Genomic DNA, 23661 nt, shown 5'->3' with positions numbered 1-23661 from the left:
AGTGAAAAAAAGAAAAAACCGAACACTGAAAAAAATCAGGTTCGGTTTTTGGTTGGAATTGGCGTCAACATTGCAGCTAACGCCCTTTTTGTCCGAAAGTTTCGATGATCTCAAGCAGTTCCATTCTGAAGCTGCCGAAAATATTGATCTCTCTGTTCAAGCTTCTGGCGCGCAAAGCAATTCCAAGTCTTTGCCGAAGATTCGGATTGACACGGAATTCGCTGCGGAGCCAGTCGCGATAATGTTCCTTTCCGCCGTCCCATCCCTGGGGTGGTGAAAAAGGAGACAGCGGATTGCCAGGAGATGTATCAATTCGACTGGCGTCGAAAACATACTGACACATAGCAACCTCCTGCCTAACTTAGAGACCGAAAGACAAACGCATTTGGCCCGCTTTGATTGAGAACATCCAGCCAATCGATGCTTTTGGCGTCAATGGGTAACGGTCCTGACGGTTCACGGATTTCAACTTGAATGCCTTGCGTTTTGGCACGTTCGGCAAGTTTTTGAGCCGCGAAGGTTCCTGCATGCGTTCGATCCAGATCTGACCAAATGATGAGCTTTTCCACCCCTTGCGGAATGATAAAGTGACTCATCAACGTGGAACTGATCAATGGCCATGTCACCATTCCCGTAGCCTCGATAACAGACAAAGCTGTTTCGATGCCTTCGGTAACAGAGAGAACACGACCGGGGTTTCCAAGACGAATACCAGATCCCACAATCAAATGATCCGCGGGCACTGGCATTAACTTCTTTGGAGACTCAACCGGTGCTTTGCGACCATCACCCGTCAAAAACGAGCGATGGATCGTAATGGCTCGGTTGTCCTTTTCGACCAAAGCCAACATGGCCGGAAAGTAACTAATCACTTGGTTGTCTTCGTTTCGATACTGCATCTTCGGGTGAAAACGAAGGCTTGGCCAATTGGGAAGCCAACCATCCAAACCGCGCGATTGTAAGTAAAGCCTTACAGGTTCGGCATCGGGATGATGGATCGATTTTGACTCTTGCCAAACGGTTCTTAAAAGCGCTCTGATCTTATCGTCATTGATCGACGATTTACATTGATCAAAGTGCGCTTTTCTGTGAACGATCCGCTGTGGCTGATGAGAATCAGAGGATAATCCCAGGACGCCAGCAATCGCTGAAAGCGCTTCTGGAAATGTCCAGCCTCTCAACCACATCAACAACGAAAATCCATCAGGCTTGGGGCCGCAAGTATTGCAACAGCCTCCACCAGACAGATTGGCATCACGGAACAGACGGAAACCATCTTTTCCACCATGGACAGGGCAAGCGATATGCCTTTGACCCGGTTTCTCGATAGCTTTGTCAATCTCGGGCGCCAAATCATCCAAAACGGATAACCAGGAACCGCGAGCGGCATTTCTTACAACGTCAGATTCAATGGCTGAGGCGTTCATGCGAGCACCTCATCAACAATGGCTACAGTCTTGACGAAAAACAGCGCATTCAAGAAAGATTCACAGCCATTGTCCCAGCGGATAGTGACATAAAAATCACTGCCATAACGACCGACTTCTTTGAGATTGACAACTTGACCCAAAGAGTTTTTGGTCACATCAGGAAGCGCGTCTTCACAAACGGGACGTACATTGGTTCCAACTTTAACTTTTACAGCAAACATGGTTTTCTCCTAGTAATGCCCCGACCGCCGGGACTTACTAGATGCCCCACCAGTCCGGGAGAGAATCGAGGAAGTCCCGGCAGGCGGGATGGAAAAGAAAACCACCCGAGAGAAACCAAGCCCCATCTGGGAGAATGTTTTCTCCCAGATGGGGTAAAAAAATGCCTAAAGGTTGGTAGCCTGTTTTTTTCAGGGTACCTAAAACACAGCTTTCTATCGAAGCTAACGTCGTGGCATAACTCATCAAAATACGGTCCAGAAGTACCGTACCTTGAATCGATATACCAAATTGCTCTTGAGCAATCCTACAAGCTTCTTGCTGCGGCAATGATCCAGAAGTTAACTGGCCAAAATACTCGGCAGCAGTTTCCAAATCTTCGGTATTGATTTCATCAGCCTCACACATGCCACCACCACTTAATTGATAGCAGTTATCGAGAACTGATACCTACCGGTGTCATTACGATCAAAGCCGGATGTATAGCCTTCAGAAACCAGTTTGAGAGCTTCATTCAAAGCCAATTCCAGATCAAAGGTCTCGACACCTTCAATCTCAAGCGTCATTTTCAGGCGCTTTTGGTTCTTGGCTGAATAATGATTTTCAGCTTGTTCGAAAGCGGCTTCCGGTGTTAATGCAGTTGCTGCAATGCTTCCAACCGCACCGAATAACTGAATGGCAATCCAGGTGTGGTCAGCCGTTTTGCGGATGACGTAATCACCCAAAATGCCTTTGGCATCGCATTGGGTATCGCCGTTAGGGTTTTGATAAGGTCGTCCAATAGACATGATATGTTTCCTCTTAGAATGAGACCAGGAAACACAATCCGCGAGCGGGAATGAGTTTCCCGGTCGGGTTAGAAAAAAATGAATCAGGCTGAAGTTACAGAAGCAACACGGCCATTTTCATCAAGCGTGATAACGAATGACTTCCCATACAGAGAAGGACAGCCACCAAAACTAGGCAGCAATCGTTTCAATGCTTCAGCAGTATCAGAGGATGTATTCGCAACCACAAATTGCGAATAATCATACTCATCTGTGTCGTAAACTGACTGTTGAAAGTCGTATTCATCCCTAAATGAAGAAGCCTGCGTAACAACCGAACCAGAGCCATCCTTTTGGGGAACTATGGCTTTGGTTCCATCAAACATGGAGTCATCGTCAATTTCAATTGAATCATCGCCAACCCAAATTCGATAAGATTGGCAGAAAAGCGTATCAAGAGAAATCCACTGGCCATCAAAACAAGCACGGTGAGTTTCATTGATGAATTCAATTCGAACCGACTCCTTATTCAAATTACGAAGATGGTTGTGCATCCAGTGACCGTCATCCAACTTTTTAGAGCCTGCTGGGTAGACGTAGAAGCCATTTTTGAATACATACATCGACAAAGCAGAGCCTTCATCTTGAATATACTCGTCGAAAGTCACTAACCGGGCTCGGCCAGACATGACATCTTCCTGATGAACTGGTTTTTCAGGGCGAGCTTCAAATTCTCCAAAGCTCTCTTCAGAACAATTTGGATAGGTTGAATATTCTGTTAACGCTTTAATGGGAATGGCAGGCACATCGTTGAGAATAGGTAATAAACCCCATTCACTGATCATGTCGTAATAGCCCACAAATTCCTCAGAAGACATCCTGGACTTCATTTCGGTCAGACGTTTCTCGATTTCGCATCTTAAAACGGCCTTCACCAGACTTGCTGCGTCATCTTTATCGACCAACTCATCACGATCCGGTAACCGTCCGAAGAATCTAGACGAGTCAAGATGAACGATATGAAAACCAGCTTGCCCAAAGGAACCGTAGTTAGAAGACTTGTAGATTGGCAAGCCCTGCAAATACATCACATAGGCATAGTTGTTCAAAGTCGGCTTATCAAAGCCGGCAAGAGAAACCAAGCCAACCTCAGTATTCACAAATTCAAGACCTGAATCTATCGCATGAGGACGATCAAGTTCGGCACCATTGAACAGAACTGGAATTGGAAATGCCGAGGCAAGACGTTTTAGTTCATGTTCGATGCGACCCAATTCAAGGTCAACGCCAACCATGGTAATGGTTGTTACGTTGTCCCATTCTGGGACAGGCGTAATATTGACCGGCTTGAATGACAGAACATCATCGGTATCGACGGAAATTCTTCCGCTTTTACTGACGACAGTGATATGACGGCAGGCAAATAACGCCGACAAAAAACCAATGCCAAAAGGATGCTCTTGTGCAACCACATCGGCGTCCCAACCGGATTCAGCTACAGTAAGCAAGGTCTCGATAGAATCGATACCACAGCCATTGTCAGTTACGCGAAGAATCTTGGTCTTGGGTGCAAATTCGAAATTTACCGAAGTTGCGCCGGCACGACGGGCATTTTGCATGAGCTCACCCAATACCGTGGTCTTATTGGTAAAGCTGAACTTCAAGCTTTTGACCAGGTTGGATTGGTTAACTTTCATTGCAACTTGTTTCATGTTTTGTCTCCAAAAAAGAAAATCACCGGAAACAAAACAATCCCAATGGGAAATTTTGTTCCCAGTTGGGTTAAGTAAGGTATGTCTTAATGAATTGGATCAGTTTAAGCGAGTAACTTAATCCTGACGGTTTGCAGTCTTTCAAGCTGAAGAGGCAGTCCTGAAGAAAGCTTTCAAACTTAAAAAATCTACGGGTTTGCGCGTATTCTTTCAATGACGTGAGAATAATGCGGCAAGTGTTATGGTCGGTGGTATTGATGAATTCGGAATCATCCGAAACAGAAAATACCTTGGCCAAGGAACTGGATTCGTCCTCGTTAAGAACAAGTCCGACATCGATATTGTCGCCGCTATTGGCGGGCGAAATTTGAAAATAGAATTTACAAATGACAATCTCCCTAAAAAAGAGGGAAATCATCATTGCCCAGCTAGGGAATAAAGATTTCCCGGTGGGTAAAGATAAGAATCACGCCGAGGCGCTTAACAGGTTGCCTTATTTAGAGTGCTGAACTGGCACTTGCTTTTGAGTTCTCTTAGAGAACTACAAAAATCCGTCTTTCCACAACACTCATGCCAAGCATTCTGGAAAGACGGTACCGGCAGTATGCCAAATACCGTCAATGTTTTTACATTCGAAAGACGCCTGTTTTAGCACGTCTTTCGTTTGGTGGTTAGCTTAGCTCATGGGCTAAAACCTCAGCCTCTGAACCAGCAGCATTTTTCAGAAAACAGACATCGCTTGGATGATGCAATTTGCCTGATTCTGTATGGATAGCATGGATCTTGTAGATGCCGATGCTTATTCCCTGGTCAAGATCGTTCCAAAATACCTCGTCACCAACGCTTAGCTCAGTGGACAAATAGTCCTGAGCATCAGCGAGATCGATGAATTCGGCATCATTGCCTAATGACATGGGAAGATTGGCAGCAAGAACCCCGGCAAGGGAAAACTTGGAAGCCGAAGCAACATCAAAACCCCATCTATTTTGATTTGACCAATAACCACGCTCAGAATCAGATTTAATGACCTTTAATGTCGTAGCGTCGAGATCAGAAAATGATTCGAGACGATAATTGTCTTGCCAGGTAGATGAACAATCCATGCAGGTCACGAACGACCAAACAAGATTGCCATCTGCCTCCATCGAGCCGGGAGACTCAATGTTCATAGAACCGCAGTTTGGACAGAATTTACCGTGCGTTTTTAGGTAATTTTCCTGCGCGGAATCTTCTTTACGATCACACTCAATAGCTTGATCGAAAGCAGCAAACACTTCATCAACATGCTGATTATCGGTAATGGCCTGCTCAATGTGCCCGAGAAACTCGATTCCATTGGGCAAAGTCGCCAATTCGTCTAAATCAGCGCCCTCAATATCGAAGTCCTGTATAGCGACACGAATATTGAGAGGTGAGTCGGTGTAAACGGCTTGAACTAAACCGCCTTCAACGTGAACGACCAAATTGATGGTTTTTTGACTGGTAGTCATGGTGTTTCTCCAAATAAAAGTAATTAAACGGGAAACACAAAGCCCATGCCGGGATAAGTGTTTCCCGGAAGGATGAAAGAAAAAGTGATGTGGATGTTAGCCTTGGAACGCCAAATCAATTGAATTAAGCAACTCTTCAGAACAACCACCGTGATTTTGCCAAGCAATCGGCAATGCGCTTCTGCATTCAATCAACAAAGATTTGAGCTGTTGATCATCAGAAACATCCGACGACAAAGCATCATTGATGCGTTGAATTAAAGCTGGATCAACCCCTTCAGACTTTGCAAAAGACCAATCAGGCAAAGCTGCGCGTGCTTGTTCAATCGCTTCACGAATAGACCATTGAGAAGTATTTCCACCCAAAGTCGTAGCGTGAAGAATCTCTGCACCAGGATAAGCGTCTTCGGCTTGTTCCATAGCGTGTTCAACACACGTTGCAAAACAATCGAAATGCAAGTTCGTTTTGTCACCAGCTTTATCATGATAAGAAACGCGGAAAAGCTTGAGGTCAGGATTGAGGAGAAGCATCAAAACATCACTCCAGTTCCAGTCATCTTTGGGCGGCGTTAGCATACTGATGACACTGATATCGCAAGCAAATGCATTAGCCAAATTGAAACCAGCAGTTTGAACCTGGTCAACGGGTTCAAAATTGGGATCGGCCGTCATAATGACACGATCATTAAGAACTAATCCGCAATCACCTGATGACAGGGTAATCAACTTCAAAGAAGGATGGATATTAGGACCGTAAAGATCGAGGCTTGATTTGACATCCTCAATCAATTTCTTGGCATCACCAATCGTTTCCAAACGCTTTTCATTACAACGGTTATAGCCATAATCGTTAACCATTTCCTGTAAAACGTTGATCAAATCTTGAATCATTTTTTTATCTTTGCTCATTGTAATAATCTCCAAAAGAAAAAAAGACAAGGAGCATCCCCAGAGGGAAATGCTCCTTGTCTGGGTAGAAAAAATGGCGATCCCGAAGAATCGCCAAAGGTTTAGTTAAGCAGCCAACAAAAAATCTTTACTGACTCTGAATAGCTCAGAACGCAGGTCTGACACATTGTTGATGCAAATCGAATTGTCAAACAGATGACTGGTATCGATACAGATTCCAACACCCACCAATTCAATGCCGGTTGCTTCACAGCGGCGGATTACTGACTTGGCGGCATCGTAATCATCTGGCTCACCATCGGTGAGAACCATGATGACCTTGCGATCTTCCTTGGTAGCCATAACGCTCGCTGCGGCATACCAAATTGCAGTATGAAGCGGCGTGCCTCCATTGGTAATTGCAGAAAACGCGGACGCATTAGGGCGAACCTTTTGGCCGTGTTTCAACAATGGATTGACGTTATTGGTATCTCCATGAGGGAAACGTGTAATCGCCGGATTGACACCCGAAATACCTTCAAGCGCCAAAGCCAAAGCAACCGCCGAATCCATGGCAATATGAGCCAAGGTAATTGGGGAATTCTGGCTGATGCGGTTGTTCATAGAACCCGATGCATCGACCAACAAGTGTAAAGCCGTATTTGGCGCCTGTTTGTGAGTTCTACGTTCGAAAACGCGAGAATCCCCTTGAGACAAACGAACCAATTTACGACCATCAATACGATTACCAAATCGCTTGTTAACAGGACGTTCATAACGGCTGGATTGAATCAGGCCTTGTAACGAAGCCCGGATTTTGCCGGATTCCGAAAGAGCCCTGCTCAATATCGCATTACCAGTCGATGGATTACGATTCGGTTCCATCGCCAAGGGCAAATGAATTTCGGAATCGTAACTATTTCTTGGCTGCTGTCCCAACAACTCTTGAGCTGCTTCAAATAAATCATCAGGCAAATCATCTTGGTGTGCTGAGAGCACGGAAGACAAGATTTGTGCCAATTGCTCGGCATCCTGAGATTGATCATTAGCACCGGAATGGGATGACGTTGCACCCTGTCCAGATTGTTGATCGGCATTATCGTCATCAGCATCAGACGTATTGGATTGTGATTTGGCATCATCGGGTTGAGTCGATTGATTCGGTTGAGAATCATAGGTACCAGACAACGAGTCATCACTTTGATCATCTGTACCGGCGTCATCAGACGAATCTGATTGTCCGCCAGAATTACCATTTGACGATTGTTGCCGAGCTTGCTCTTCAGCTTTTTCCTGCTCTTCCTGAATCATCCGCAAAATTTGATCGGCAAGCCGAACACAATCACGGGTTTCACGCAACGAAGGCACATCGGATAAAAGACCAAATAAGCGTGTAATGGCACCTGCGGGAAAAGTATCTTCCAACAGAGACTCAGCAGAATCCGCAAACGACGATAAGGCTTTTTGGCCAAGAACATCGTTTCTCAAACGGAATAACAGAAATTGTGAAAGCACACTGGCAGGATGCGGTTCTTGATCTTTTGTGACAAAAGCATAAGCATCCGTTTGAACCAAGTATTCAGTAACTTTCTCTGTCGTCCGTTTTGTACCTGGATAGGGTTCCTGCATCGCTTTCTCGATACGGATATCTTCCAGGATATTGACAATATGCTTCCGTAGAGGACTTGTAGCAGCATTGCGAAATTCACCAAAATCAGTGAACCGAACGTGAGATGCTTCATGTGCCAGGTAGCCCCAGGCAACATCCTTGATATTGGAATCATCGGTGTCTAATGCCGGAAGGTGAATACGGTCGCCGGTAGTATAGGCATCGTCACCACCTACCGAGATTTTGACGCCAAACTTATTGCCCAATGCTGCAGCAACAATTGGAAAAGCGTTATTCAAGGTTTGATTTTTCATGGGTTGTTCTCCAAAGAAGAGGCAAACCATGAGCCCGAGAGGCAAATGGTTCACCTCAAGGGTTAAGAATATAAGAAGTCAGTGGTTCTGGATTTTTACATGGCGAACAAATCGCCTTGCATAAAATCCATAAATTTCACTGCTTGCGAATTTAATTTGAAACGGGCATGCAAAACGTTATCGATGAAAACTTCCCATGGATAACCTTTGGTAGTGCCTTTGCTTAGGGCCATATCACCAACACGAAATTTCTTGTGCTGATAAAGCGTTCCGTCGTGGGAATCAATGCGAATGATGCAATGATCCAACAAACCGGGTCCACCACAATCGCCCATTGGCACTAACAACGGAATTTTAATGCTTCCGGTAGAACGGCCAATACGACCAACGACATCAAACTCATCATGCCAGGACTGGCCTGTTTGAGTATCACCGTAAAAAATCCTGATTTCAGCACCGCGGTTTCGAAGTTGCTCCAAAATGCGAATGACTTTTTCAGGTGTTTCTTGGTGATAACAAGTACCAGAAGGCAATCTGATATATTTAATGACATTGCCGTTTGATAGTTTTGATTCAAATAATTCTTTTTTCATGGTTTTTCTCCAATAAATGAGAGGCAAACCATGAGCCCGAGAGGCAAAGGTTTACCTCAAGGGTTAAATAAATTAAAAGTTAAAGACGAACAAAAAGGCCGTCCAGATATTCCGAATAAGATTTACCTACAAGGCCTGGAACGGACCTATCTGAAGCTCGTTTAGCCCATTTATGTAATCGTTCCTCAGTAATCGCGTGCGGGCTTAGGGTAAAATCAACTTCAGCATTGGCAGTATCCATCCGCCAAGCATGCTGCTTGTAATGAAGAGTCCTGGAATTAAGACATTTTGAAATCTTACGTCGATAATGGCCCAAAAGTTTCGCAAAGCGAGACATACTAGAATCACGATTGTTCTGAAATAGTCTTTCAATGAACTCAAGTTGTTCGAAAGAAAATGGACTATCAATTATGACAATCGGCCGTACTGGAGGGTAAATCTCCAAATTAACCAAGTCACTAAATTGAATAACTGGCATCGAAACACCAGAAAATCCAAAGTGAATATAGGTTGGTGAAATAATGGAGTTCTCATCGCTTGGTTTTAAAGCAAGCTCAGAAAGAACGATCTCACAATAGGAAACAGCTTTTTCCGGACTAAGGGAAATAATGTTTTTATTAGCCATAAAGCCTCCAAAAAGAATGGAGGTGGAGGCAAAACATCCCATGCGGGATGAATTTGCTCCCGCCGGGTAAGAAAATTAGAACCAGAAATCCTCAACTACTTCTGCAGCAGCTGCAGCTTCAGCATCGTCCTCAGATTGAACAGGAATCGACATTGAAGCGGTTTTAGCGGCAACTTGTACGGTTTCTATAACAGAAGCCATAAAGCTGCTCGCTTCAAGTACCGGATTCAGAACATCTTGAGCAACATTGTCGAGACTTATACCAGCATCAACAGAAGGCGTTGCATCAAATACATCCTGTGCAGGATTGTAGTTCGAGAGGAAGTCGTCAAAACCGGGAAGATCATTGTCGTCATCGGTATTGACAGGAGATGTATCAGCAACAGGTGCTTCAACAGGCACTTCATCTACAACTACAGCGGTCGATGAGTCGGGCATTGCTGCATCGTCATCTTGTTCATCATCAGGTTCAACTGCGGCTATAGCATCTGAAACCGAGATGGATTCCATTTGCAACAAACCACTACCATGACGTTTGATTTTGTCTGGATCAGACAACAGCAAACCAAGCGTGAACAGGCTATTGAAAGCAATACCGTTATAGGGACCTTGTTTGGGCAAGGCGTCCAAAACAGCATCGATCTTATCGACAACCGGCATGCACCGGTGATCAAGAAAACCTAGACTGTCGAGCTTATTCCGCATTCTCCGAAAAGCATTGAGGGATCGGCCAGTCACAGTATCCTTACCAACGAAAGATCGATCGATAAGTTGACTTGCTTCCTGAGCGATTTCATGGAAAAGCTGTTCACTCATGGAATTGGTGCGACGAGCCAATGAATCGACGGCGGCCGGTGTTGCATCAGGCAATGTGGTATCTGCCTGGGGAACGGTTACGCGAAAAACAACGTAATCGAATCGCAACTTGGCTGCTACGGATTCAACAGGCTCAATCGCACGACGAATGGCATCGCCAAATTCAGCATGGCGAGCAATCCAGTCTTCGGTATCCTCATAATAAGTATTCAGCAGTTGATCGCGAGCCTCGTAAAAGGTCTTCGATAACGCATCCAACTCTTGCGTAATACAAGGAATTTCCGCCCGCGGATTAGCAAAACCACCGATAAAGCGTGTTCCGGATTGAAGACAAATTCTTTCCGCTTCTTTTTTGATGCGATTGAATTCTTTCAACTTGTCGGGATCAATGGTTTTTTTGGTGCCGAGATAGGCTAAATCTTCCGGTGGAAGTTTGGAACCATCAGCTAAAACGAGATCCTCGGGTCTTAATTTTTTTGAACTTGTCCAAAGGTTGATGTCGAGTTTGACAACATCGATTTGGTCCAAAATCATTTCTGCATTGTGTGACATAAAAGCCGCCAAAAAAGTAAAGAAGAGGCAGCACACGACCCAAGGGGCGATAGACTGCCCCTTTAGGGTTAGGAAAAATTAAAAATAAAAATCGTCCTGAGAAGACGCAATGATCGATAAATCGATTCGCTTCTCTATCAGGCCAAGTTCTTCAGCAACTGGTCTCACTGATTCAAGATCCGTGTCAAAAAATGACAGGGCTTTAGGTTCGAGTTTGATTTTGTTACTGATTTCAACTCCATCATCATGCGATAAATAGATGCTGATTTGGTCAGGTGATACTTTCATCATGGCCATGAACAGCAATAATGAAGAAACGCCAAATTCCTTAAAGAGTTTCCCAGATAAAGGAAGCTGATCTTTGACGATCTTCTCTGAAAAACCTTTAATCCACTCGTGATCCGGCAATAATGATTGAATCGTCTTGCTCATAGACAAAGCGTTCAACTGAAACGTACCAATCGCTTGAGTATCGGCTAATGAAGTTTGTTTTATCTTCACTCGCCAATAGATACACAATTCATCCTGGGTAGGATGAGGGTCTTGACCTTGATGTTTTGATGTTTGAGAAGCAGATGTGATCTTGCCATCGTCATCAATCAATACCTCGCCGATCAGTCTGTACCCTTTATTGGTTTTAGACCGAACATGCTCATTCATGGAAAGCATATTTTTATTGAAGGTCTTTGATTGTAGCCTGGTACCTGTTTTGCCCCATCGAGAGGTATAGGTACCATCACCGTTATCACGAACGGCCCAATCTTTGGTTGAGCGATCCGGATTGGTGAAGCGATAGAGCTCAAAGGTAAATGCTGCCATTACGCATCATCTCCCCAAGCATCACCGAATACATCTTTGGCGATCCTGTGAATGGCTTCACGTTGAGAAGGCTCTGCACGCAAGGTAAGAGATCTATCCAGCGAATAAGCCAGCGCATTAGGAGCGCGCTTATAAGCAATCATCAAGTTTGTCCAGCGAACCAATGTCCGGGTAGACATGGTAACGCTCAACTCGCCCGCACTATCAGTACCGCCAACAAAGAGTCGACGGATTTCGTTGGCCACGTTGATCATCTTTTCTGTCAAATTTTCCATGACAGAATCGAACGGGACACCCATTCCAGTTAAAATAGATTTGAGGATGGATTGCTCGACAGATGCTTCAGGATAACCAACCTCCATCAAGCGAAAACGATCCAGGAAAGCCAGGTTTTGCAGCATGACCCCCTGATAGAGACCTGATTGATCACCTTGCCCGGCAGAGTTGCCGGTTGCGATCAAACGGAATTTTGGGTGAGGCTTAATGACTTCGCCACCGTTTTGAGGGATTACCAAAGGCTGTCCTTCGATAATATCGTTCAAACCAGCTAACTCAGACGGGTCCATCAAATCAATCTCATTCAAGATCAAAAGATGTCCGTCTCGGACGGCCTGAGCCAAAGGCCCATGGACAAAAGACATAGAACCATTGACCAGCATAAATTGACCGATGAGATCGTTCAGTTCAAGGCGACCGTGACAGGTCACTTGGTGAACAGGCCAATTCAAACGGGCTGCGACTTGGCAGATTAGTGAGGTTTTGCCGGAGCCAGTTGGGCCGGTCAAATAAAAAGCATCGCCAAGCGGATTGGAAATGAAAGCAAGAACATCACGAAGATGCTCATTGCGGAACACATACTCCTTTTTGGCTGGGATCGATGGGTGGTTTTCGTCCTCGAATCCTTCGACCATCATTGCAGCTGGAGCAGCAATGTTAAAAGTTATGTTGATTGGGAATTTTTTTGCAATTGCAGTCATGATGTTTCTCCTGGTTTTCAAAAAGAAAAAGGGGAAACATCAACGCCCATGCCGGGAGAAGTTGTTTCCCCGGTGGGTAAAGGTAAGAATCACGCCGAAGCGCTTAACAGGTTGCCTTATTTACAGTGCTGAACTGGCACTTGCTTTTGAGTCCTCTTAGAGAACTACAAAAATTCCGTCTTTCCACAACACTCATACCAAGCATTCTGGAAAGACAGTACCGGCAGTATGCCAAATACCGTCAAGGTTTTTGCATTCGAAAGACGCCTGTTTTAGCGCGTCTTTCGGTGGAGGATAATTAGTATTCAGACGGCAAAAGTAAAACGTCGTCGGTCAAATAGAACTTCCATTCGCCGGCCGGCATTGTTGAAAATGAAAATTTTCTTGCCGTTATCTGGTTGTCATTACCATCGGTAACTGTGATTTCGGAAGAAAGGCCATCGAATGTAACGGTGATCGACAGAAATGGCTGCTCTGCCAGCAGTGGAAAAAACTCTGTTGCGACAACATCAATCAGCCAAAAGCAGCCTGTTCTATTCGCAAAATATTTAACGCCATCGGTATAGGTCATGGCGTTCACCAGGTGATGTGGATACCAATGATGGGTACCACAGAAATCAGCCAACTCAGAAACCAATTGGCAACGATCAAGTAATTCGGTTTGCATGGAAACTCCTGGCAAGGCCGCAAAAAAACATAGCTCCAAAAAAAGAATGCACGGGATTGATGCGCAAAGCACAACGATCCCGTGGGTGAAAAATAACGACTAAATCCCTGATAGGGTCAAACAGAAAGTTGAAAACGCAAGCATCAGGCTGCGCGTGAATTTGAGGGTGTCAAAAGTCCGCGTGCTTCATGCTCGAAACAAGGTCCGCTGGTAGCTATGAAGCTCCAAGGCGACAAAGGTAGAAACCTAAATTTGAACAAAATGGCAGCATCCTTTAAGGAAATTAGGGGGTGTAGTCGCCAATATCGTTCGCCAGTCTCGGTCTCATCCCATGATGCATGCTGATTGAGGAGATCAATGGCATACGGATAGTCTTTGACCAGTTTCTGATCGATCTGAACTTGCAAGGAAAATCCCCAATGGTTCGTTTCTTCAACAGAAATCGGTGCGGACAATGCATTTCGAACTCGACGGATATAACGCTCTGGGGTGGTGTCCCGTTCACCGTAGAATCGTAGATTCCGGCCTTCGCAATATGCGGAAGAACGACAGGCTTCTTCGATGATTTCAGTGGCATCGCCTTTGGCCCTGGTAGTCCAGCCTCTTGCGTAGACTTCTCGTCCTGTTAGCGGATGAAAGGTTGTGCAATTGCTGGGGCCGCAGAGTTCGAGCAAGATGAACTGATCCCGCCAAAATGAATGCGGGAAATCAGCGAGTTGCTCCTGCAACGATTGGTGCGGGAACTTGATAACCAAATGTTTGTAAGAAATGGTGTGAGACATGGATGACTCCTTGAAATAAAAATTCGCGGACTCATTCCCTTGCGGAAATGAGTCCGCGAGGGTTGAAAAATATTCCTGTGAAGAAATACCGATTATTGGAGCAGTTCGGCGATACGCTTGGCTTTCATGATCGAAAGTTTGCACGTTAACCTGGCTTGCTCTTCGATGGCAAAAGCCTGCGTCTGAAGATTATTTGGGCCAAGCAACTGAAGATTCAGTTGGTGGAACAAACGATCAGAATAAAGCCAATGAGGTCCATCATGATCTAGGCAGCTACAGTCCTTTTCCAGGGTAACGATCGAGCCGTCTTCTAACTTGGCCAACATGGTCAAAATCCCCATGCAATGAGGTTATCCAGCAATTCTTTCGGAACGGTGAGATTGGAGCGAAACGGCCGATAGGTATCGGCTTCAAGAATCATGGCAATGGTATAGTGCTTGCCATCATACAAAGCACCCCAGCTTTCACCGGTTTCCTTGTGAATGACGATATCGAGCTTGCCATCACGATTCGTAAAAATACTGGGTATTTTTCGAATGAGAAATGATCCGACCGTTTTTGAAGCAACAGAAGTCTGCGTATTAACCGACATGATGCTCTCCTGAAAAGTCACGAATGGGCGCCCAAGCCAAAACACTTCCTATCGGAAATATCTGGGATTGATTGGAAATGCTTTCGCCACTCCAATACCCATCATTGTGAAGCCACAGGAATTTTCTACCGAGCAAACCATTAGCGAACTCAGGCTTCATGACGCATTCGACACGCACAGCGATCGGCGGGCGTTCTTTCGATAAAAGCTTCCAGGTGATATCTGGAAGATTTTCGGCATCATTGATTCTGCCGTCATCCGTCAGAGGCCATTCACCAATAGCCTTTGCAAACTCCTTCAAAGGTAAAAAATCAAGATGAATGGGAACCATGTCATCGGGATGCATGACCTTCGCATCGTCGTAATCGAGAACGACGACATTGACACCATGATCAGCAAAGACTGTTGGTACACCACCGCTTACTGTTACCAATACTTTTTTGTACATAACATCTCTCCAAAAGTGAAGAGAGATGCCAATTCCCCAAAGAGGGAATGGGACATCCCCCCTTATGGGTTAAAAAATCAATCCAGTTAATTGAAATAAACCAGCGGTGAAAAATACGACAGGCTGATCATTTGCTTAACAATGGATTTACGGATACTGCAAAAAGTCCGATAAACGGATTTTGCGGGCGTTTTCCGATAAATACGCCAGACCTTTCCAAGAGAATTCGGATAAAAGCGCAAAAGCTCCACCGGAAGTATCTGATGAGATCTTCCATCAGATCCTCTATAGGTATGAAGACCAAGCGTTGATGTGGCACCCAAATAAAGTCCCGTGCGAAAACCTCCGTTTATCGACAATGACATATCGAGATGATGATCTTTGGCAAGATCAAGCAACTCCAGAGTCGTCAAACAATAGGTTTCAGGATCATCAACCAATGAAGGGAACGCTTTTTTAGCGTATTCCAAGGCCGATTTTTGATCGCCGGCCAAAATAGATTGGCAAGCGCGATACGCATTGGAGCTTTCAATGTTTTCGTTGTTTTCGTTTTGCATGATTTTCTCTCCAAAAATTGAAAGAGAGATGCAAGCCCACAGTGGAGCATGAATCTCCCTTGATGGGCCACTAAAACAAGGATGGAATGAAAAAAGCCAATTACGCCTTTTGAGAAACGGACCAGCCAATCGCGTACAAGGCATCTCGAAGGGCATCTTCACGATTAGCAGCAATCACTTCAAAAGGATCGCAGCCGTTATCGCTCTTAACGCTCCAAATGGTTTCTTCCGGTTGAGATGCAGCAAACTGAGGTAAAGCCTTTTTCGCAAACTCAAGGGCAGAATCCATTTCGCCGGATAACAAGGCCTGTGCGCAATAGAACGCGAACTGATTGGCCTTTAGCTGTTTGACGGAAGAATCAGGCTCTGGAAACGACCGAATTTCTTCAGCGGAAAACTCCAGGGTTTCGCCGTCAACCTCTTCATAATCATCGAACAGCAACGGCATCTCGGGCGTATCGTCCCAAATCAAACCTTCATCAAATGCATTGCTGGCAATTTGAACGGCAGTGTTTTGGTCAGAAGCAGTCACGCCGACAACAACACGGTGTTGATAGTCGATGGTGTAAGTGACTGCAAATTTTTTTGAATCAGACATGGTGTTTCTCCAAAATCAAAAATGAGGAAACACCAATGCCTCCAAATGAGGAAAAGATGTTTCCCCATTTGGGTTAATGTAAAAGACTCAATCGACGCGTTTTTTGCAGCCGAAAGATAATCGAATCGCGAACTTCTTCAGGATCGAGGCCACTCAACTTGCAGCAGTTGATGAAGCTGAAAGGGTTTGGATCTTTGATGTCGTTCATCCACTTGTATATTTCAACAGCGGTTTCCAACGAGCATCGACCATCAAACAAATTCCGTAATGAATCCTCTAAAAGACATTCGCAAATGTGCATGATGTCTTGTTCGGACCAAGACGGAAGTTCCTCGATAATGGGTTCGGGTCCAAATAACCAGGACCAATCGTCAATCCAATCGAGATTGAACGAGCGATCGCGTCCTTTGTAATAGGTTCTTCGCATGGTGCACCTCCAAAAGAAAATGAGGAACACATGCACCCAAGCGGGGACAGTGTTCCCCGGTGGGTTAACAGGCGTGATTCTTGGGTCGTTAAAACCAAAAATCGTCTTTGACTGAAGACTTAATGTCTTCTATGGAATACGGCACAGAAGCCTTATCTTCCTCTTTGAGCGTAAATCGCGATCGCTCGGTTGGCGCTTTCCTGAATTGTTCCAAAAGAGCAGGATCATGATCAGGAACCAAAGATTTCAGGGCAGCCCTGTAATCAATACTGCCTTGCTGCAGATAGCGACTGACACGAAGTCCGGCGCTTTCAGCGTGAGCAAAATCTCCCATCAGTTGCAAAAAACTGCTCTCAACGTGAGACTGCTCTTGTTCGAGCGCTTTGATTTTTGACTTGTAGTCCAAAATCATTTCCTCGGCATGGTGGTATGAAGATGCCAATGCATTCCATTGATCAAGTTGCAAACCAGAGGGGATAAAAATGTCTCGGTCTGGGTCTCTTTCAGGAGGCATATTGGTTTTCAAGCATTCCCAAAACTTTCTTGCTTCGAAAATGATCGTGTTGATGATCGCGTCATCACGAGGGATCGGAATGTCCAGATACTCTCGCTCATTGAGATAGAGCGAAAGCCAAGCTCGGTCAGAATTGGCAACCAATATCTGCTGCTGAATCTGAAAGTAATAGCGCTTGTAAAGTTTGGATTCAGTCCGATTTTGTTGAACATCGCGAAAGTCTTCTTCAGATAAAAAAACATCTTGATCCTCTGAAGATTGAGCGTCACGAAAATTTTTCTCCGTTGGCGCCTTGATTTCAACAGGAATACCGTTGTCGTCAATACCATCAAACGATGCCCGGATGAACGGATAGCCATCGGATTCGGCACACACGGGTAACAGCATCGTGTTGTGACGACCTTCAAATGCACGCCTAGCAACCGGTTCTAATCGAATGCCGCGTCTAACATGCGGATTTCGATCAAAGTTATCAGGGAGAATCAATCCCTTTTTCTCAGCATAAAGCCGGTACCTTGTCTTATAAGGACTAAACCCCAGAACAATGTCCGCTTCAGAAGCTGAGACGCCTGTATTTCGCCATTGATGCCATTCAGGTGTTCTCTGGGGAATATCCACAATTTTCATTGAAGATCCCCGGAGTGAGTACGAGTAAAGCGGCTCTTACGCGGCTGGTGAATCGGTTTCCAGAATCTTTCCCGGAATACGCTGCCATGTTTACGCAAGAAAGCTGGCTTGTCGTATTCACTGTAATCCCGAGAATAGAAAAGCGAATTTAAAACGATAGAACTCATAACGACCTCCAAAATAGAAAAAGAAGGGCGTCATGAAACCCAAATGAGCATCAAGGGACGCCCAAGTGGGTGAATTAAATTTACTGCATCAAAACATGGAACATGTCATTCCAAAGTTCGGTGCAAATTTGCTTGCCAAGCATGCCGGCCAGCAAAACGATTGCGAAAAACAGATAACCAAACATTGCCAAAATTAAGTTTCTTATCATGATGACTCTCCAAAAAAAGTTGAGGCATCATGAATTCCCAAAATGGGCATAAATGATGCCCATTAGGGTTGAACTAAGTCAGACAAATCAAGCTAAAGCATCGCGTGCTTCAGACAAGTGTTGTCTATGCGGTTTGTTATTTACGGTTGCGCCAGGTGCAGCATTGTTGGCTGCATTGTCAGACACAGTTTCAGCAGCATTAGGCACCGCAGAACTTGATTGAGGCGATTTGGCTTCATTTTGCGCAGGAAGCAAAGTGGCATCAGCAGCAGCTTTGGCCTTATTGAGTTCCTGCGTAATGAAATTCAAATCGATGCCGAAAAAGTTTTCGCCGGCATAATCAAGCGCCGCTTGCCATGAAGCATTTTCGGTCGCTCTTTTGACAAGCTTTGGAAGAATGCGCTTGGCATTTTCGCTGGGCTCTTGAGGTGCAGCAGGATCAATAACGACTTCGGCTTGGCCTTCAATAATGCGCTCAGCTTCATCTTGGTCATAAATACCGACGAAGCCAAATGCAATACGAGAGCACTGAATCAATGACTTGTGTCGCAACATACGCTTGGTATGAGATTGCCATGGGCCGCTGACTTTGTAGGGGGAACCGTTGTTTTTACTGGTACCTTCAAATGGTGGACGATAAACCTCATCCAAGAACTCTTTGACTCGAACGGGATGGGATCGACCTTTACGATAGATCACACATTCAATCCAAGATGAGCAAGATTTGGCGTCAGGCAAATCGGTGATGACCTCGTCAGAATAAACGAACTCAAGTCCATCCATATCGGGATGCTGATTGATGATACGAGACCATCCATCAACAGATACAACAGGAACGATGCCATTCTGCTTATCGGGATAAGCAAAAATCTCTTTGGTGAACGGATTTAAACCGTACTGATCGGCAACGATCAAAAGAGCTGACATTTGTTCATCAGTCACAACGCCATCTTTGATCTTGAACGCGGTGGCTTTCAAGGTATCGATCAATTTTTTTTCGTCCGGAAAGTTGAATTTATCGGCGAATTTTTTGACCAGTGTATTGGATTGATTTTTAGCATTAGCAGTCATGGTGTTTCTCCAAAAAATGAAAAGAAAAAGAGGAACACCATGAGTCAAATGGGACAAATGGTGTCCCAGAGGGAAAAGCTAAGAATTAGCGAAGCTCAAAAAGACGGAGCAACGCCGTGGGTAACCTAAAAATCAATGTCATCGAAATCGTCATAGTTAGACGGATAATCGGCTGATTGAGAGGTTGATGTAGATGAGTCAGAAGAAGAATTGGAGCCTGATTTAGAACCAAGCATTTTCATTTCTTCAGCGTGAAGCTCCGTGGTGTATTGATCTTTACCATCTTTATCTTGCCATTTACGTGTGCGTGACGGGCCTTCAAACAAGACAAGAGCGCCTTTCTTGAGATGGTCACGAGCAATTTCAGCAAGCTTTCCAAACAGAACGACGCGGTGCCATTCCGTTTTTTCTTTACGCTCACCCGATTGGCGATCTTTCCAGGTCTCCGTAGTAGCCACTCTCAAATTGGCAATCGCCTTTTGATCTTGAGTAAAACGAACTTCTGGATCAGTTCCTAAACGGCCGATGATTGTAGATTTGTTGTACATGATGAATCTCCTAAAGGAAAAAATTAAAAAGGAGACCAAGATACCCACAGGGAGTACAGGGTCTCCCAAAGGGTTAATTTGAAGCCAAAACAGCTTCGATTTGAGCGTGCCGGTTGGCAAGCAGGGATTTGCCGTTGTCCAAGGAATCCTTGGCTGCAGACAATGCGGTTCCGATGCCGTAAAGGAATACGGCAATGACGATGAACGTTTTCATGATGTTTCTCCTAAAAAGAAAGGGAAACATCAACGCCCATACCGGGAGAAGTTGTTTCCCCGGTGGGTAAGGTAAGAATCACGCCGAAGCGTTTAACAGGTTGCCTTATTTAGAGTGCTGAACTGGCACTTGATTTTGAGCTCTCTTAGAGAACTACAAAAAATCGTCTTTCCGAATCACTCTACCAAGAGCGATCTGGGAAGACGGTACCGGCATTATGCCAAATACTGTCACGGTTTTTTCATTCGAAAGACACTTGTTTTGCGCGTCTTTCGGTGGCCGCAATACAAAAGAGGCGTTTTTTCCGCGTCTTTCGCCCCGTTGCGTTTTCGGAAATGTAAATAGTATTGGGTGCATGATAGAGCCAACCGGATTGGTCATGACTTCACCCGATAAACCTGAAAAAGAAATCAAATTCGAGCCACCAGATCAAAATGCTTACATCTGCAAACAAATTGATCTATTTCAGACCTTTTTGTGCAACAGAGATGAGCAGCGAGAAAAGCTTTCCAATGCGATTCCACTATGGGATTGCCTACCCCTTTATTCCGTCTCAAGGCAATGGGCGCACAAGATGAGGAAGGAAGGAAATTTTCCTCAGTTATTGATAAGGGATAGTCTGTACAAAGGGAGCAAAATCAGGATCGAAATTCAGCCGGCAAGGATATTGGAGAACGGCGTTGTAACTGAATATTACCCTGGGGCAAACGAAGAATTGATTGAGGCAGCCCTTCGAAAGATCGCCACTATACAAAACCACGGGTATTACGACGAGTCGACTCCTAGGTATGGCGTTAATTTTTCAATTTATCAGCTTAGAAAAGAACTGAAAAACAGAGGGCATGCGCGGTCATACCAAGAAATAGTGCTAAGTCTACGAATTCTGGCCCGCAGTTCGATAGAGATTACGGCGAATAACAACAAAACCAAGATTTACGATGTAAGTAATTATTTTAGCCGTTTGTCATCCGTTTCTCGTTTTGATATCGAAGAAGACCCGCATGCGCGATGGTATGTTGAATTCCATCCACTCATCACAAAAGCCCTAAAGGCCATTGATTACCGGCAGTTCAATTACGAATTAATGATGTCGCATGATACGCAGCTCACGCGATGGCTTCACAAATACCTTATAGCCAAATTTACCTACGCAGGAAGAGGCCAAAAATTTGAGATCCGGTACAGCACCATCAAACGTGACAGCGGCTTGCTTGAAAGTTTCGGTAACCATCGAAAAGCGATGCAATACGTGCGCAAAGCGCTAACTGAACTAGCGGATAAAGGGATTTTGGAACCGAAACTTTTGAGCATTGACGGCCAAGAAAATCTAATCCCATTCGAAGAAGCCAAGATTCTTGGGGAAAGAGGCCAAACCGAAGATGTTATTTACACCCTCTATCCTGCGGGAAAATTTTCGAGTGAGTCCAAACAGGCAAATGCAAACCTGAACCGATTGTTGGAAAAATAGCGGTAGGTATAAGGTACGGGTTCTCGCGTTTTTCGGTAGGTATAGAGTACGACCCTCGGTAGGTATAGGGTACGGAGGGGTTCAATGGTTGGGAAAATAGGCATTTTTTGAAAAAGTTGTCGGTAGGTATAGGGTACGGACATCAAAAAAGGCGGTAGGTATAGGGTACAGGTATTAAAAAAGGCGGTAGGTATAGGGTACACCCGATCAAATTTAAGTCTGATTTTGGCCAAATCTGTGGATAACTTTTGGTTGCTCGGTAGGTATAGGGTACGGGCTTAAAATATAAGACAATGATTTCTATGAATAAAAATTCAATTTTTTTGCTCTTATCCTTTTATCCTTATTTTTATCCAAAAATTATCCCTGCCGTCATTGTTGTTGTCGGATCTCATAATTAATGAAAAAAATCTCACAATTTCTTAAACATCCTGGCGATTGACCGTGCCGACGGGCGCCCCAGTTATCGTGCTTAGGCGACCGATTGCTCGAAAGAAGCAGAAAAACAGCGCCTTTCACCCCGATACAAATCAAATTCTCCTTGTAGCATCACCCAGACACAATCAGGAGAATCTGAAATGCAATCGAACGACGCCTCATCCTTAAACAACATCCCTTATAAACCAACCAAACTAGGCCGCTTTTTTTGGCTGGCTGCAAAGAAAGTTGCGGTAGCTGATCCTGAGTTTTCGCATAAAGACAATGTCCGCTTTACCCTAGCCTTGTATTCAGGCGCGTATGTTAATCACATCCGGCTCTCAGATATGGTGGATTGCGTTATCAACGCATTAGCCAACTATTACAAGCATGTTGGTGTCAACGATGTTGAGTTAAGGGAGCTGTTCAATCCGTTGAGAACGGACTACGCCGCCTTAACAAACCAAAAATGGGATCAAGATCAGGCTTCAGAAAAAATCATTTCAGCCTGCATGAGCCGATTGATGCTTGCGCAAGTACGGGATGGAGACAATCTGCTCGTCGATCTTAGTGGGCCCGAGGTTGACTACAGAGAAGTCTGGGAAAGAGTCGAACGAGAAGAGAAAAAAGAACAGGAAGCAGAAAAAGATAAAACTTTGGCGGTTTTCGAGAAATGCCGGTGCGATGGTATTGCGAAATGCCTTCGATTATTCGACGAGGAATGGCTGTACAAAGTGACAGACGAAGAAAAAGGCAACATGAAAGCAGACGAATGCCTGTGCGAGAAAGCAGCGTCGAGACCATTGTCCTTCGATTGTGATTTCGTCATCGAGAAGGAAAAAAACGAAAAACCAATGCAGGAGACAAGGTAATGGAAATTTACAGGCGTAAAGAAACAGTCATCACATTGCGAGCAACTAGAGCCTTCCGAGATGCTGTAATACGTTATGGAATGCACAAAACTATGTTCATTGGTTCTGCAATCTTGATGGTTTTCGGACTCATACCCTTGGGCATTGGCGTATTTAACGGCATTGATGGGTTAGTCAAACTCATGTTATTGGGCGGGATGTCGGCTTTTACGGTCTTGTTGCTTGCGCATGCCGCGGTGGTTTTTCCGCATTCCCCAGAGATTACTGAAGGCGACGTTGAAAACATGGCGGCACTCAGGATTCCTGAAGCGGTCATTCGAAGCTCGTTAGATTCGTCATTGCCGGTCGCAAAAGAATCGACGAGTGAGTTAGAAAACTCCTAGTTAGTGCCTGAAAGAAAACTCGCTTTTTTTCATGATTCTGCCAACTCACTGAGCCTAACTCCAGCCATTTTTCGGCGCAGGTCAGTCAATTTCCTCTTTTGGTGGTGCTCAATGGTGCAAATCCGCTATTCCGGGCGAATTTTGGCCGCACCTTTCCCGTGTTTCGTCCTTTTTTCCGCCACCAGTCGTGCCTTTAGGCCGCTTTTTTGTAAGGGCCTCGTCGTCGAGCGGCTTCTTGTTGTTCTTGCTCGCGGAGCATGGCGCCCAAACGCTGAATATTGCGTGCCAC

The 23661-nt window shown here is 45.0% G+C and carries 29 protein-coding genes and 1 pseudogene; 4 read left to right on the top strand and 26 right to left on the bottom strand.

Features of this window, described 5'->3' with window-relative positions; genetic code table 11:
* Positions 1 to 76 precede the first annotated feature (76 nt).
* From EK22_RS24175 to EK22_RS08405, 6 genes are all read right to left on the bottom strand, one after another.
* Positions 77 to 343, bottom strand: a complete 267-nt coding sequence (locus tag EK22_RS24175; RefSeq protein ID WP_152565041.1) for a hypothetical protein — start codon at positions 341 to 343, stop codon at positions 77 to 79.
* Positions 344 to 356: 13 nt separating this feature from the next.
* A complete protein-coding gene (locus EK22_RS08425) occupies positions 357 to 1427 on the bottom strand; it encodes a DUF7146 domain-containing protein (RefSeq protein ID WP_051961791.1) in 1071 nt (356 codons plus the stop codon).
* Positions 1424 to 1651 carry a hypothetical protein gene (locus tag EK22_RS08420; protein WP_036249899.1) on the bottom strand — a complete coding sequence of 76 codons (228 nt, stop codon included), beginning with the start codon at positions 1649 to 1651 and terminating at the stop codon, positions 1424 to 1426. The genes EK22_RS08425 and EK22_RS08420 overlap by 4 nt, the downstream gene beginning before the upstream one ends.
* 37 nt (positions 1652 to 1688) lie before the next feature.
* Positions 1689 to 2057 (bottom strand): hypothetical protein, encoded by a 369-nt coding sequence (locus EK22_RS08415; protein WP_036249896.1) that lies wholly within the window; start codon positions 2055 to 2057, stop codon positions 1689 to 1691.
* Positions 2058 to 2068: 11 nt separating this feature from the next.
* Entirely contained in the window at positions 2069 to 2437 is a 369-nt protein-coding gene (locus tag EK22_RS08410; protein WP_036249894.1) for a hypothetical protein, read from the bottom strand.
* A gap of 83 nt (positions 2438 to 2520) precedes the next feature.
* Positions 2521 to 4128 (bottom strand): ATP-binding protein, encoded by a 1608-nt coding sequence (locus EK22_RS08405; RefSeq protein ID WP_036249892.1) that lies wholly within the window; start codon positions 4126 to 4128, stop codon positions 2521 to 2523.
* Between the two features lie 227 nt (positions 4129 to 4355).
* Between EK22_RS08405 and EK22_RS24675 the strand changes: the two genes are divergently transcribed.
* Complete coding sequence (locus tag EK22_RS24675) at positions 4356 to 4499, top strand: hypothetical protein (RefSeq protein WP_161786404.1); 144 nt, start codon at positions 4356 to 4358, stop codon at positions 4497 to 4499.
* Between the two features lie 300 nt (positions 4500 to 4799).
* Here the strand turns inward: EK22_RS24675 and EK22_RS08395 are convergent, their stop codons facing one another.
* From EK22_RS08395 to EK22_RS24670, 20 genes and pseudogenes are all read right to left on the bottom strand, one after another.
* The gene (locus EK22_RS08395) at positions 4800 to 5618 is read right to left on the bottom strand and encodes a hypothetical protein (RefSeq protein ID WP_036249886.1); all 819 of its coding nucleotides are present in this window, start codon (positions 5616 to 5618) and stop codon (positions 4800 to 4802) included.
* A 96-nt stretch (positions 5619 to 5714) separates the two neighbouring features.
* Positions 5715 to 6527, bottom strand: coding sequence for a hypothetical protein (locus EK22_RS08390; protein ID WP_036249883.1), 813 nt, complete (start codon positions 6525 to 6527; stop codon positions 5715 to 5717).
* 105 nt (positions 6528 to 6632) lie between these two features.
* Positions 6633 to 8429: a VWA domain-containing protein gene (locus tag EK22_RS08385; RefSeq protein WP_036250118.1), complete on the bottom strand. Its 1797-nt coding sequence runs from the start codon at positions 8427 to 8429 to the stop codon at positions 6633 to 6635.
* Positions 8430 to 8524: 95 nt separating this feature from the next.
* On the bottom strand, positions 8525 to 9022 hold the full coding sequence (locus tag EK22_RS08380; RefSeq protein ID WP_036249880.1) for a hypothetical protein: 498 nt from the start codon (positions 9020 to 9022) through the stop codon (positions 8525 to 8527).
* A 79-nt stretch (positions 9023 to 9101) separates the two neighbouring features.
* A complete protein-coding gene (locus tag EK22_RS08375; RefSeq protein ID WP_036249868.1) occupies positions 9102 to 9647 on the bottom strand; it encodes a hypothetical protein in 546 nt (181 codons plus the stop codon).
* A gap of 75 nt (positions 9648 to 9722) precedes the next feature.
* Entirely contained in the window at positions 9723 to 11015 is a 1293-nt protein-coding gene (locus tag EK22_RS08370; protein ID WP_051961787.1) for a DUF3150 domain-containing protein, read from the bottom strand.
* Between the two features lie 78 nt (positions 11016 to 11093).
* Entirely contained in the window at positions 11094 to 11834 is a 741-nt protein-coding gene (locus EK22_RS08365) for a hypothetical protein (RefSeq protein ID WP_036249865.1), read from the bottom strand.
* Positions 11834 to 12811 (bottom strand): AAA family ATPase, encoded by a 978-nt coding sequence (locus EK22_RS08360; RefSeq protein WP_152565039.1) that lies wholly within the window; start codon positions 12809 to 12811, stop codon positions 11834 to 11836. Before EK22_RS08360 ends, EK22_RS08365 begins: the two co-directional genes overlap by 1 nt.
* A gap of 298 nt (positions 12812 to 13109) precedes the next feature.
* Positions 13110 to 13478 (bottom strand): DUF6876 family protein, encoded by a 369-nt coding sequence (locus tag EK22_RS23080; RefSeq protein WP_051961785.1) that lies wholly within the window; start codon positions 13476 to 13478, stop codon positions 13110 to 13112.
* Between the two features lie 143 nt (positions 13479 to 13621).
* Complete coding sequence (locus EK22_RS08350; protein ID WP_036249862.1) at positions 13622 to 14260, bottom strand: hypothetical protein; 639 nt, start codon at positions 14258 to 14260, stop codon at positions 13622 to 13624.
* 92 nt (positions 14261 to 14352) lie between these two features.
* The gene (locus tag EK22_RS08345) at positions 14353 to 14586 is read right to left on the bottom strand and encodes a hypothetical protein (protein WP_152565038.1); all 234 of its coding nucleotides are present in this window, start codon (positions 14584 to 14586) and stop codon (positions 14353 to 14355) included.
* A 2-nt stretch (positions 14587 to 14588) separates the two neighbouring features.
* Entirely contained in the window at positions 14589 to 14852 is a 264-nt protein-coding gene (locus EK22_RS08340; RefSeq protein ID WP_036249858.1) for a hypothetical protein, read from the bottom strand.
* On the bottom strand, positions 14842 to 15300 hold the full coding sequence (locus EK22_RS08335; RefSeq protein ID WP_036249856.1) for a hypothetical protein: 459 nt from the start codon (positions 15298 to 15300) through the stop codon (positions 14842 to 14844). Before EK22_RS08335 ends, EK22_RS08340 begins: the two co-directional genes overlap by 11 nt.
* 86 nt (positions 15301 to 15386) lie before the next feature.
* On the bottom strand, positions 15387 to 15857 hold the full coding sequence (locus EK22_RS08330) for a hypothetical protein (RefSeq protein ID WP_036249855.1): 471 nt from the start codon (positions 15855 to 15857) through the stop codon (positions 15387 to 15389).
* Between the two features lie 100 nt (positions 15858 to 15957).
* Complete coding sequence (locus tag EK22_RS23075; protein WP_051961783.1) at positions 15958 to 16455, bottom strand: hypothetical protein; 498 nt, start codon at positions 16453 to 16455, stop codon at positions 15958 to 15960.
* Between the two features lie 73 nt (positions 16456 to 16528).
* The gene (locus EK22_RS08320; RefSeq protein WP_036249854.1) at positions 16529 to 16882 is read right to left on the bottom strand and encodes a hypothetical protein; all 354 of its coding nucleotides are present in this window, start codon (positions 16880 to 16882) and stop codon (positions 16529 to 16531) included.
* An 88-nt stretch (positions 16883 to 16970) separates the two neighbouring features.
* Positions 16971 to 18023 carry a YqaJ viral recombinase family nuclease gene (locus tag EK22_RS08315; protein ID WP_036249852.1) on the bottom strand — a complete coding sequence of 351 codons (1053 nt, stop codon included), beginning with the start codon at positions 18021 to 18023 and terminating at the stop codon, positions 16971 to 16973.
* Between the two features lie 622 nt (positions 18024 to 18645).
* Positions 18646 to 19470: pseudogene (gene bet / locus EK22_RS08310) on the bottom strand (phage recombination protein Bet); the annotation flags it as partial.
* Between the two features lie 125 nt (positions 19471 to 19595).
* Positions 19596 to 20018 carry a single-stranded DNA-binding protein gene (gene ssb, locus EK22_RS08305; protein WP_036249850.1) on the bottom strand — a complete coding sequence of 141 codons (423 nt, stop codon included), beginning with the start codon at positions 20016 to 20018 and terminating at the stop codon, positions 19596 to 19598.
* 73 nt (positions 20019 to 20091) lie between these two features.
* Positions 20092 to 20232 (bottom strand): hypothetical protein, encoded by a 141-nt coding sequence (locus EK22_RS24670; RefSeq protein ID WP_161786403.1) that lies wholly within the window; start codon positions 20230 to 20232, stop codon positions 20092 to 20094.
* Positions 20233 to 20611: 379 nt separating this feature from the next.
* On the opposite strand from EK22_RS24670, the gene EK22_RS08295 reads away from it, so the two are divergent.
* From EK22_RS08295 to EK22_RS08285, 3 genes are all read left to right on the top strand, one after another.
* The gene (locus EK22_RS08295; protein ID WP_051961781.1) at positions 20612 to 21700 is read left to right on the top strand and encodes a hypothetical protein; all 1089 of its coding nucleotides are present in this window, start codon (positions 20612 to 20614) and stop codon (positions 21698 to 21700) included.
* A gap of 578 nt (positions 21701 to 22278) precedes the next feature.
* A complete protein-coding gene (locus tag EK22_RS08290) occupies positions 22279 to 22989 on the top strand; it encodes a hypothetical protein (protein ID WP_036249844.1) in 711 nt (236 codons plus the stop codon).
* Positions 22989 to 23372 carry a hypothetical protein gene (locus EK22_RS08285; RefSeq protein WP_036249843.1) on the top strand — a complete coding sequence of 128 codons (384 nt, stop codon included), beginning with the start codon at positions 22989 to 22991 and terminating at the stop codon, positions 23370 to 23372. The genes EK22_RS08290 and EK22_RS08285 overlap by 1 nt, the downstream gene beginning before the upstream one ends.
* The last annotated feature ends 289 nt before the right edge of the window (positions 23373 to 23661 follow it).

Source organism: Methylobacter sp. BBA5.1, from assembly GCF_000746145.1.
GTDB classification, from domain to species: Bacteria; Pseudomonadota; Gammaproteobacteria; order Methylococcales; family Methylomonadaceae; genus Methylobacter; species Methylobacter marinus.
Note: the sequence above shows the minus strand (reverse complement) of the source record. Positions and strands in the feature narration are given on the sequence as shown.

Coding starts and splice junctions, on each gene's coding strand:
- EK22_RS24670 (WP_161786403.1), bottom strand. CDS start 20,232: ATGAAAACGTTCATCGTCATTGCCGTATTCCTTTACGGCATCGGAACC.
- EK22_RS08365 (WP_036249865.1), bottom strand. CDS start 11,834: ATGGCAGCATTTACCTTTGAGCTCTATCGCTTCACCAATCCGGATCGC.
- EK22_RS24175 (WP_152565041.1), bottom strand. CDS start 343: ATGTGTCAGTATGTTTTCGACGCCAGTCGAATTGATACATCTCCTGGC.
- EK22_RS08295 (WP_051961781.1), top strand. CDS start 20,612: ATGACTTCACCCGATAAACCTGAAAAAGAAATCAAATTCGAGCCACCA.
- ssb (WP_036249850.1), bottom strand. CDS start 20,018: ATGTACAACAAATCTACAATCATCGGCCGTTTAGGAACTGATCCAGAA.
- EK22_RS08390 (WP_036249883.1), bottom strand. CDS start 6,527: ATGAGCAAAGATAAAAAAATGATTCAAGATTTGATCAACGTTTTACAG.
- EK22_RS08395 (WP_036249886.1), bottom strand. CDS start 5,618: ATGACTACCAGTCAAAAAACCATCAATTTGGTCGTTCACGTTGAAGGC.
- EK22_RS08330 (WP_036249855.1), bottom strand. CDS start 15,857: ATGCAAAACGAAAACAACGAAAACATTGAAAGCTCCAATGCGTATCGC.
- EK22_RS08375 (WP_036249868.1), bottom strand. CDS start 9,647: ATGGCTAATAAAAACATTATTTCCCTTAGTCCGGAAAAAGCTGTTTCC.
- EK22_RS08360 (WP_152565039.1), bottom strand. CDS start 12,811: ATGACTGCAATTGCAAAAAAATTCCCAATCAACATAACTTTTAACATT.
- EK22_RS08350 (WP_036249862.1), bottom strand. CDS start 14,260: ATGTCTCACACCATTTCTTACAAACATTTGGTTATCAAGTTCCCGCAC.
- EK22_RS08405 (WP_036249892.1), bottom strand. CDS start 4,128: ATGAAACAAGTTGCAATGAAAGTTAACCAATCCAACCTGGTCAAAAGC.
- EK22_RS08420 (WP_036249899.1), bottom strand. CDS start 1,651: ATGTTTGCTGTAAAAGTTAAAGTTGGAACCAATGTACGTCCCGTTTGT.
- EK22_RS08415 (WP_036249896.1), bottom strand. CDS start 2,057: ATGTGTGAGGCTGATGAAATCAATACCGAAGATTTGGAAACTGCTGCC.
- EK22_RS08320 (WP_036249854.1), bottom strand. CDS start 16,882: ATGCGAAGAACCTATTACAAAGGACGCGATCGCTCGTTCAATCTCGAT.
- EK22_RS08290 (WP_036249844.1), top strand. CDS start 22,279: ATGCAATCGAACGACGCCTCATCCTTAAACAACATCCCTTATAAACCA.
- EK22_RS08345 (WP_152565038.1), bottom strand. CDS start 14,586: ATGTTGGCCAAGTTAGAAGACGGCTCGATCGTTACCCTGGAAAAGGAC.
- EK22_RS08410 (WP_036249894.1), bottom strand. CDS start 2,437: ATGTCTATTGGACGACCTTATCAAAACCCTAACGGCGATACCCAATGC.
- EK22_RS08370 (WP_051961787.1), bottom strand. CDS start 11,015: ATGTCACACAATGCAGAAATGATTTTGGACCAAATCGATGTTGTCAAA.
- EK22_RS24675 (WP_161786404.1), top strand. CDS start 4,356: ATGCGGCAAGTGTTATGGTCGGTGGTATTGATGAATTCGGAATCATCC.
- EK22_RS08315 (WP_036249852.1), bottom strand. CDS start 18,023: ATGAAAATTGTGGATATTCCCCAGAGAACACCTGAATGGCATCAATGG.
- EK22_RS08380 (WP_036249880.1), bottom strand. CDS start 9,022: ATGAAAAAAGAATTATTTGAATCAAAACTATCAAACGGCAATGTCATT.
- EK22_RS23080 (WP_051961785.1), bottom strand. CDS start 13,478: ATGCAAACCGAATTACTTGATCGTTGCCAATTGGTTTCTGAGTTGGCT.
- EK22_RS08385 (WP_036250118.1), bottom strand. CDS start 8,429: ATGAAAAATCAAACCTTGAATAACGCTTTTCCAATTGTTGCTGCAGCA.
- EK22_RS08335 (WP_036249856.1), bottom strand. CDS start 15,300: ATGTACAAAAAAGTATTGGTAACAGTAAGCGGTGGTGTACCAACAGTC.
- EK22_RS08340 (WP_036249858.1), bottom strand. CDS start 14,852: ATGTCGGTTAATACGCAGACTTCTGTTGCTTCAAAAACGGTCGGATCA.
- EK22_RS08285 (WP_036249843.1), top strand. CDS start 22,989: ATGGAAATTTACAGGCGTAAAGAAACAGTCATCACATTGCGAGCAACT.
- EK22_RS08425 (WP_051961791.1), bottom strand. CDS start 1,427: ATGAACGCCTCAGCCATTGAATCTGACGTTGTAAGAAATGCCGCTCGC.
- EK22_RS23075 (WP_051961783.1), bottom strand. CDS start 16,455: ATGTCTGATTCAAAAAAATTTGCAGTCACTTACACCATCGACTATCAA.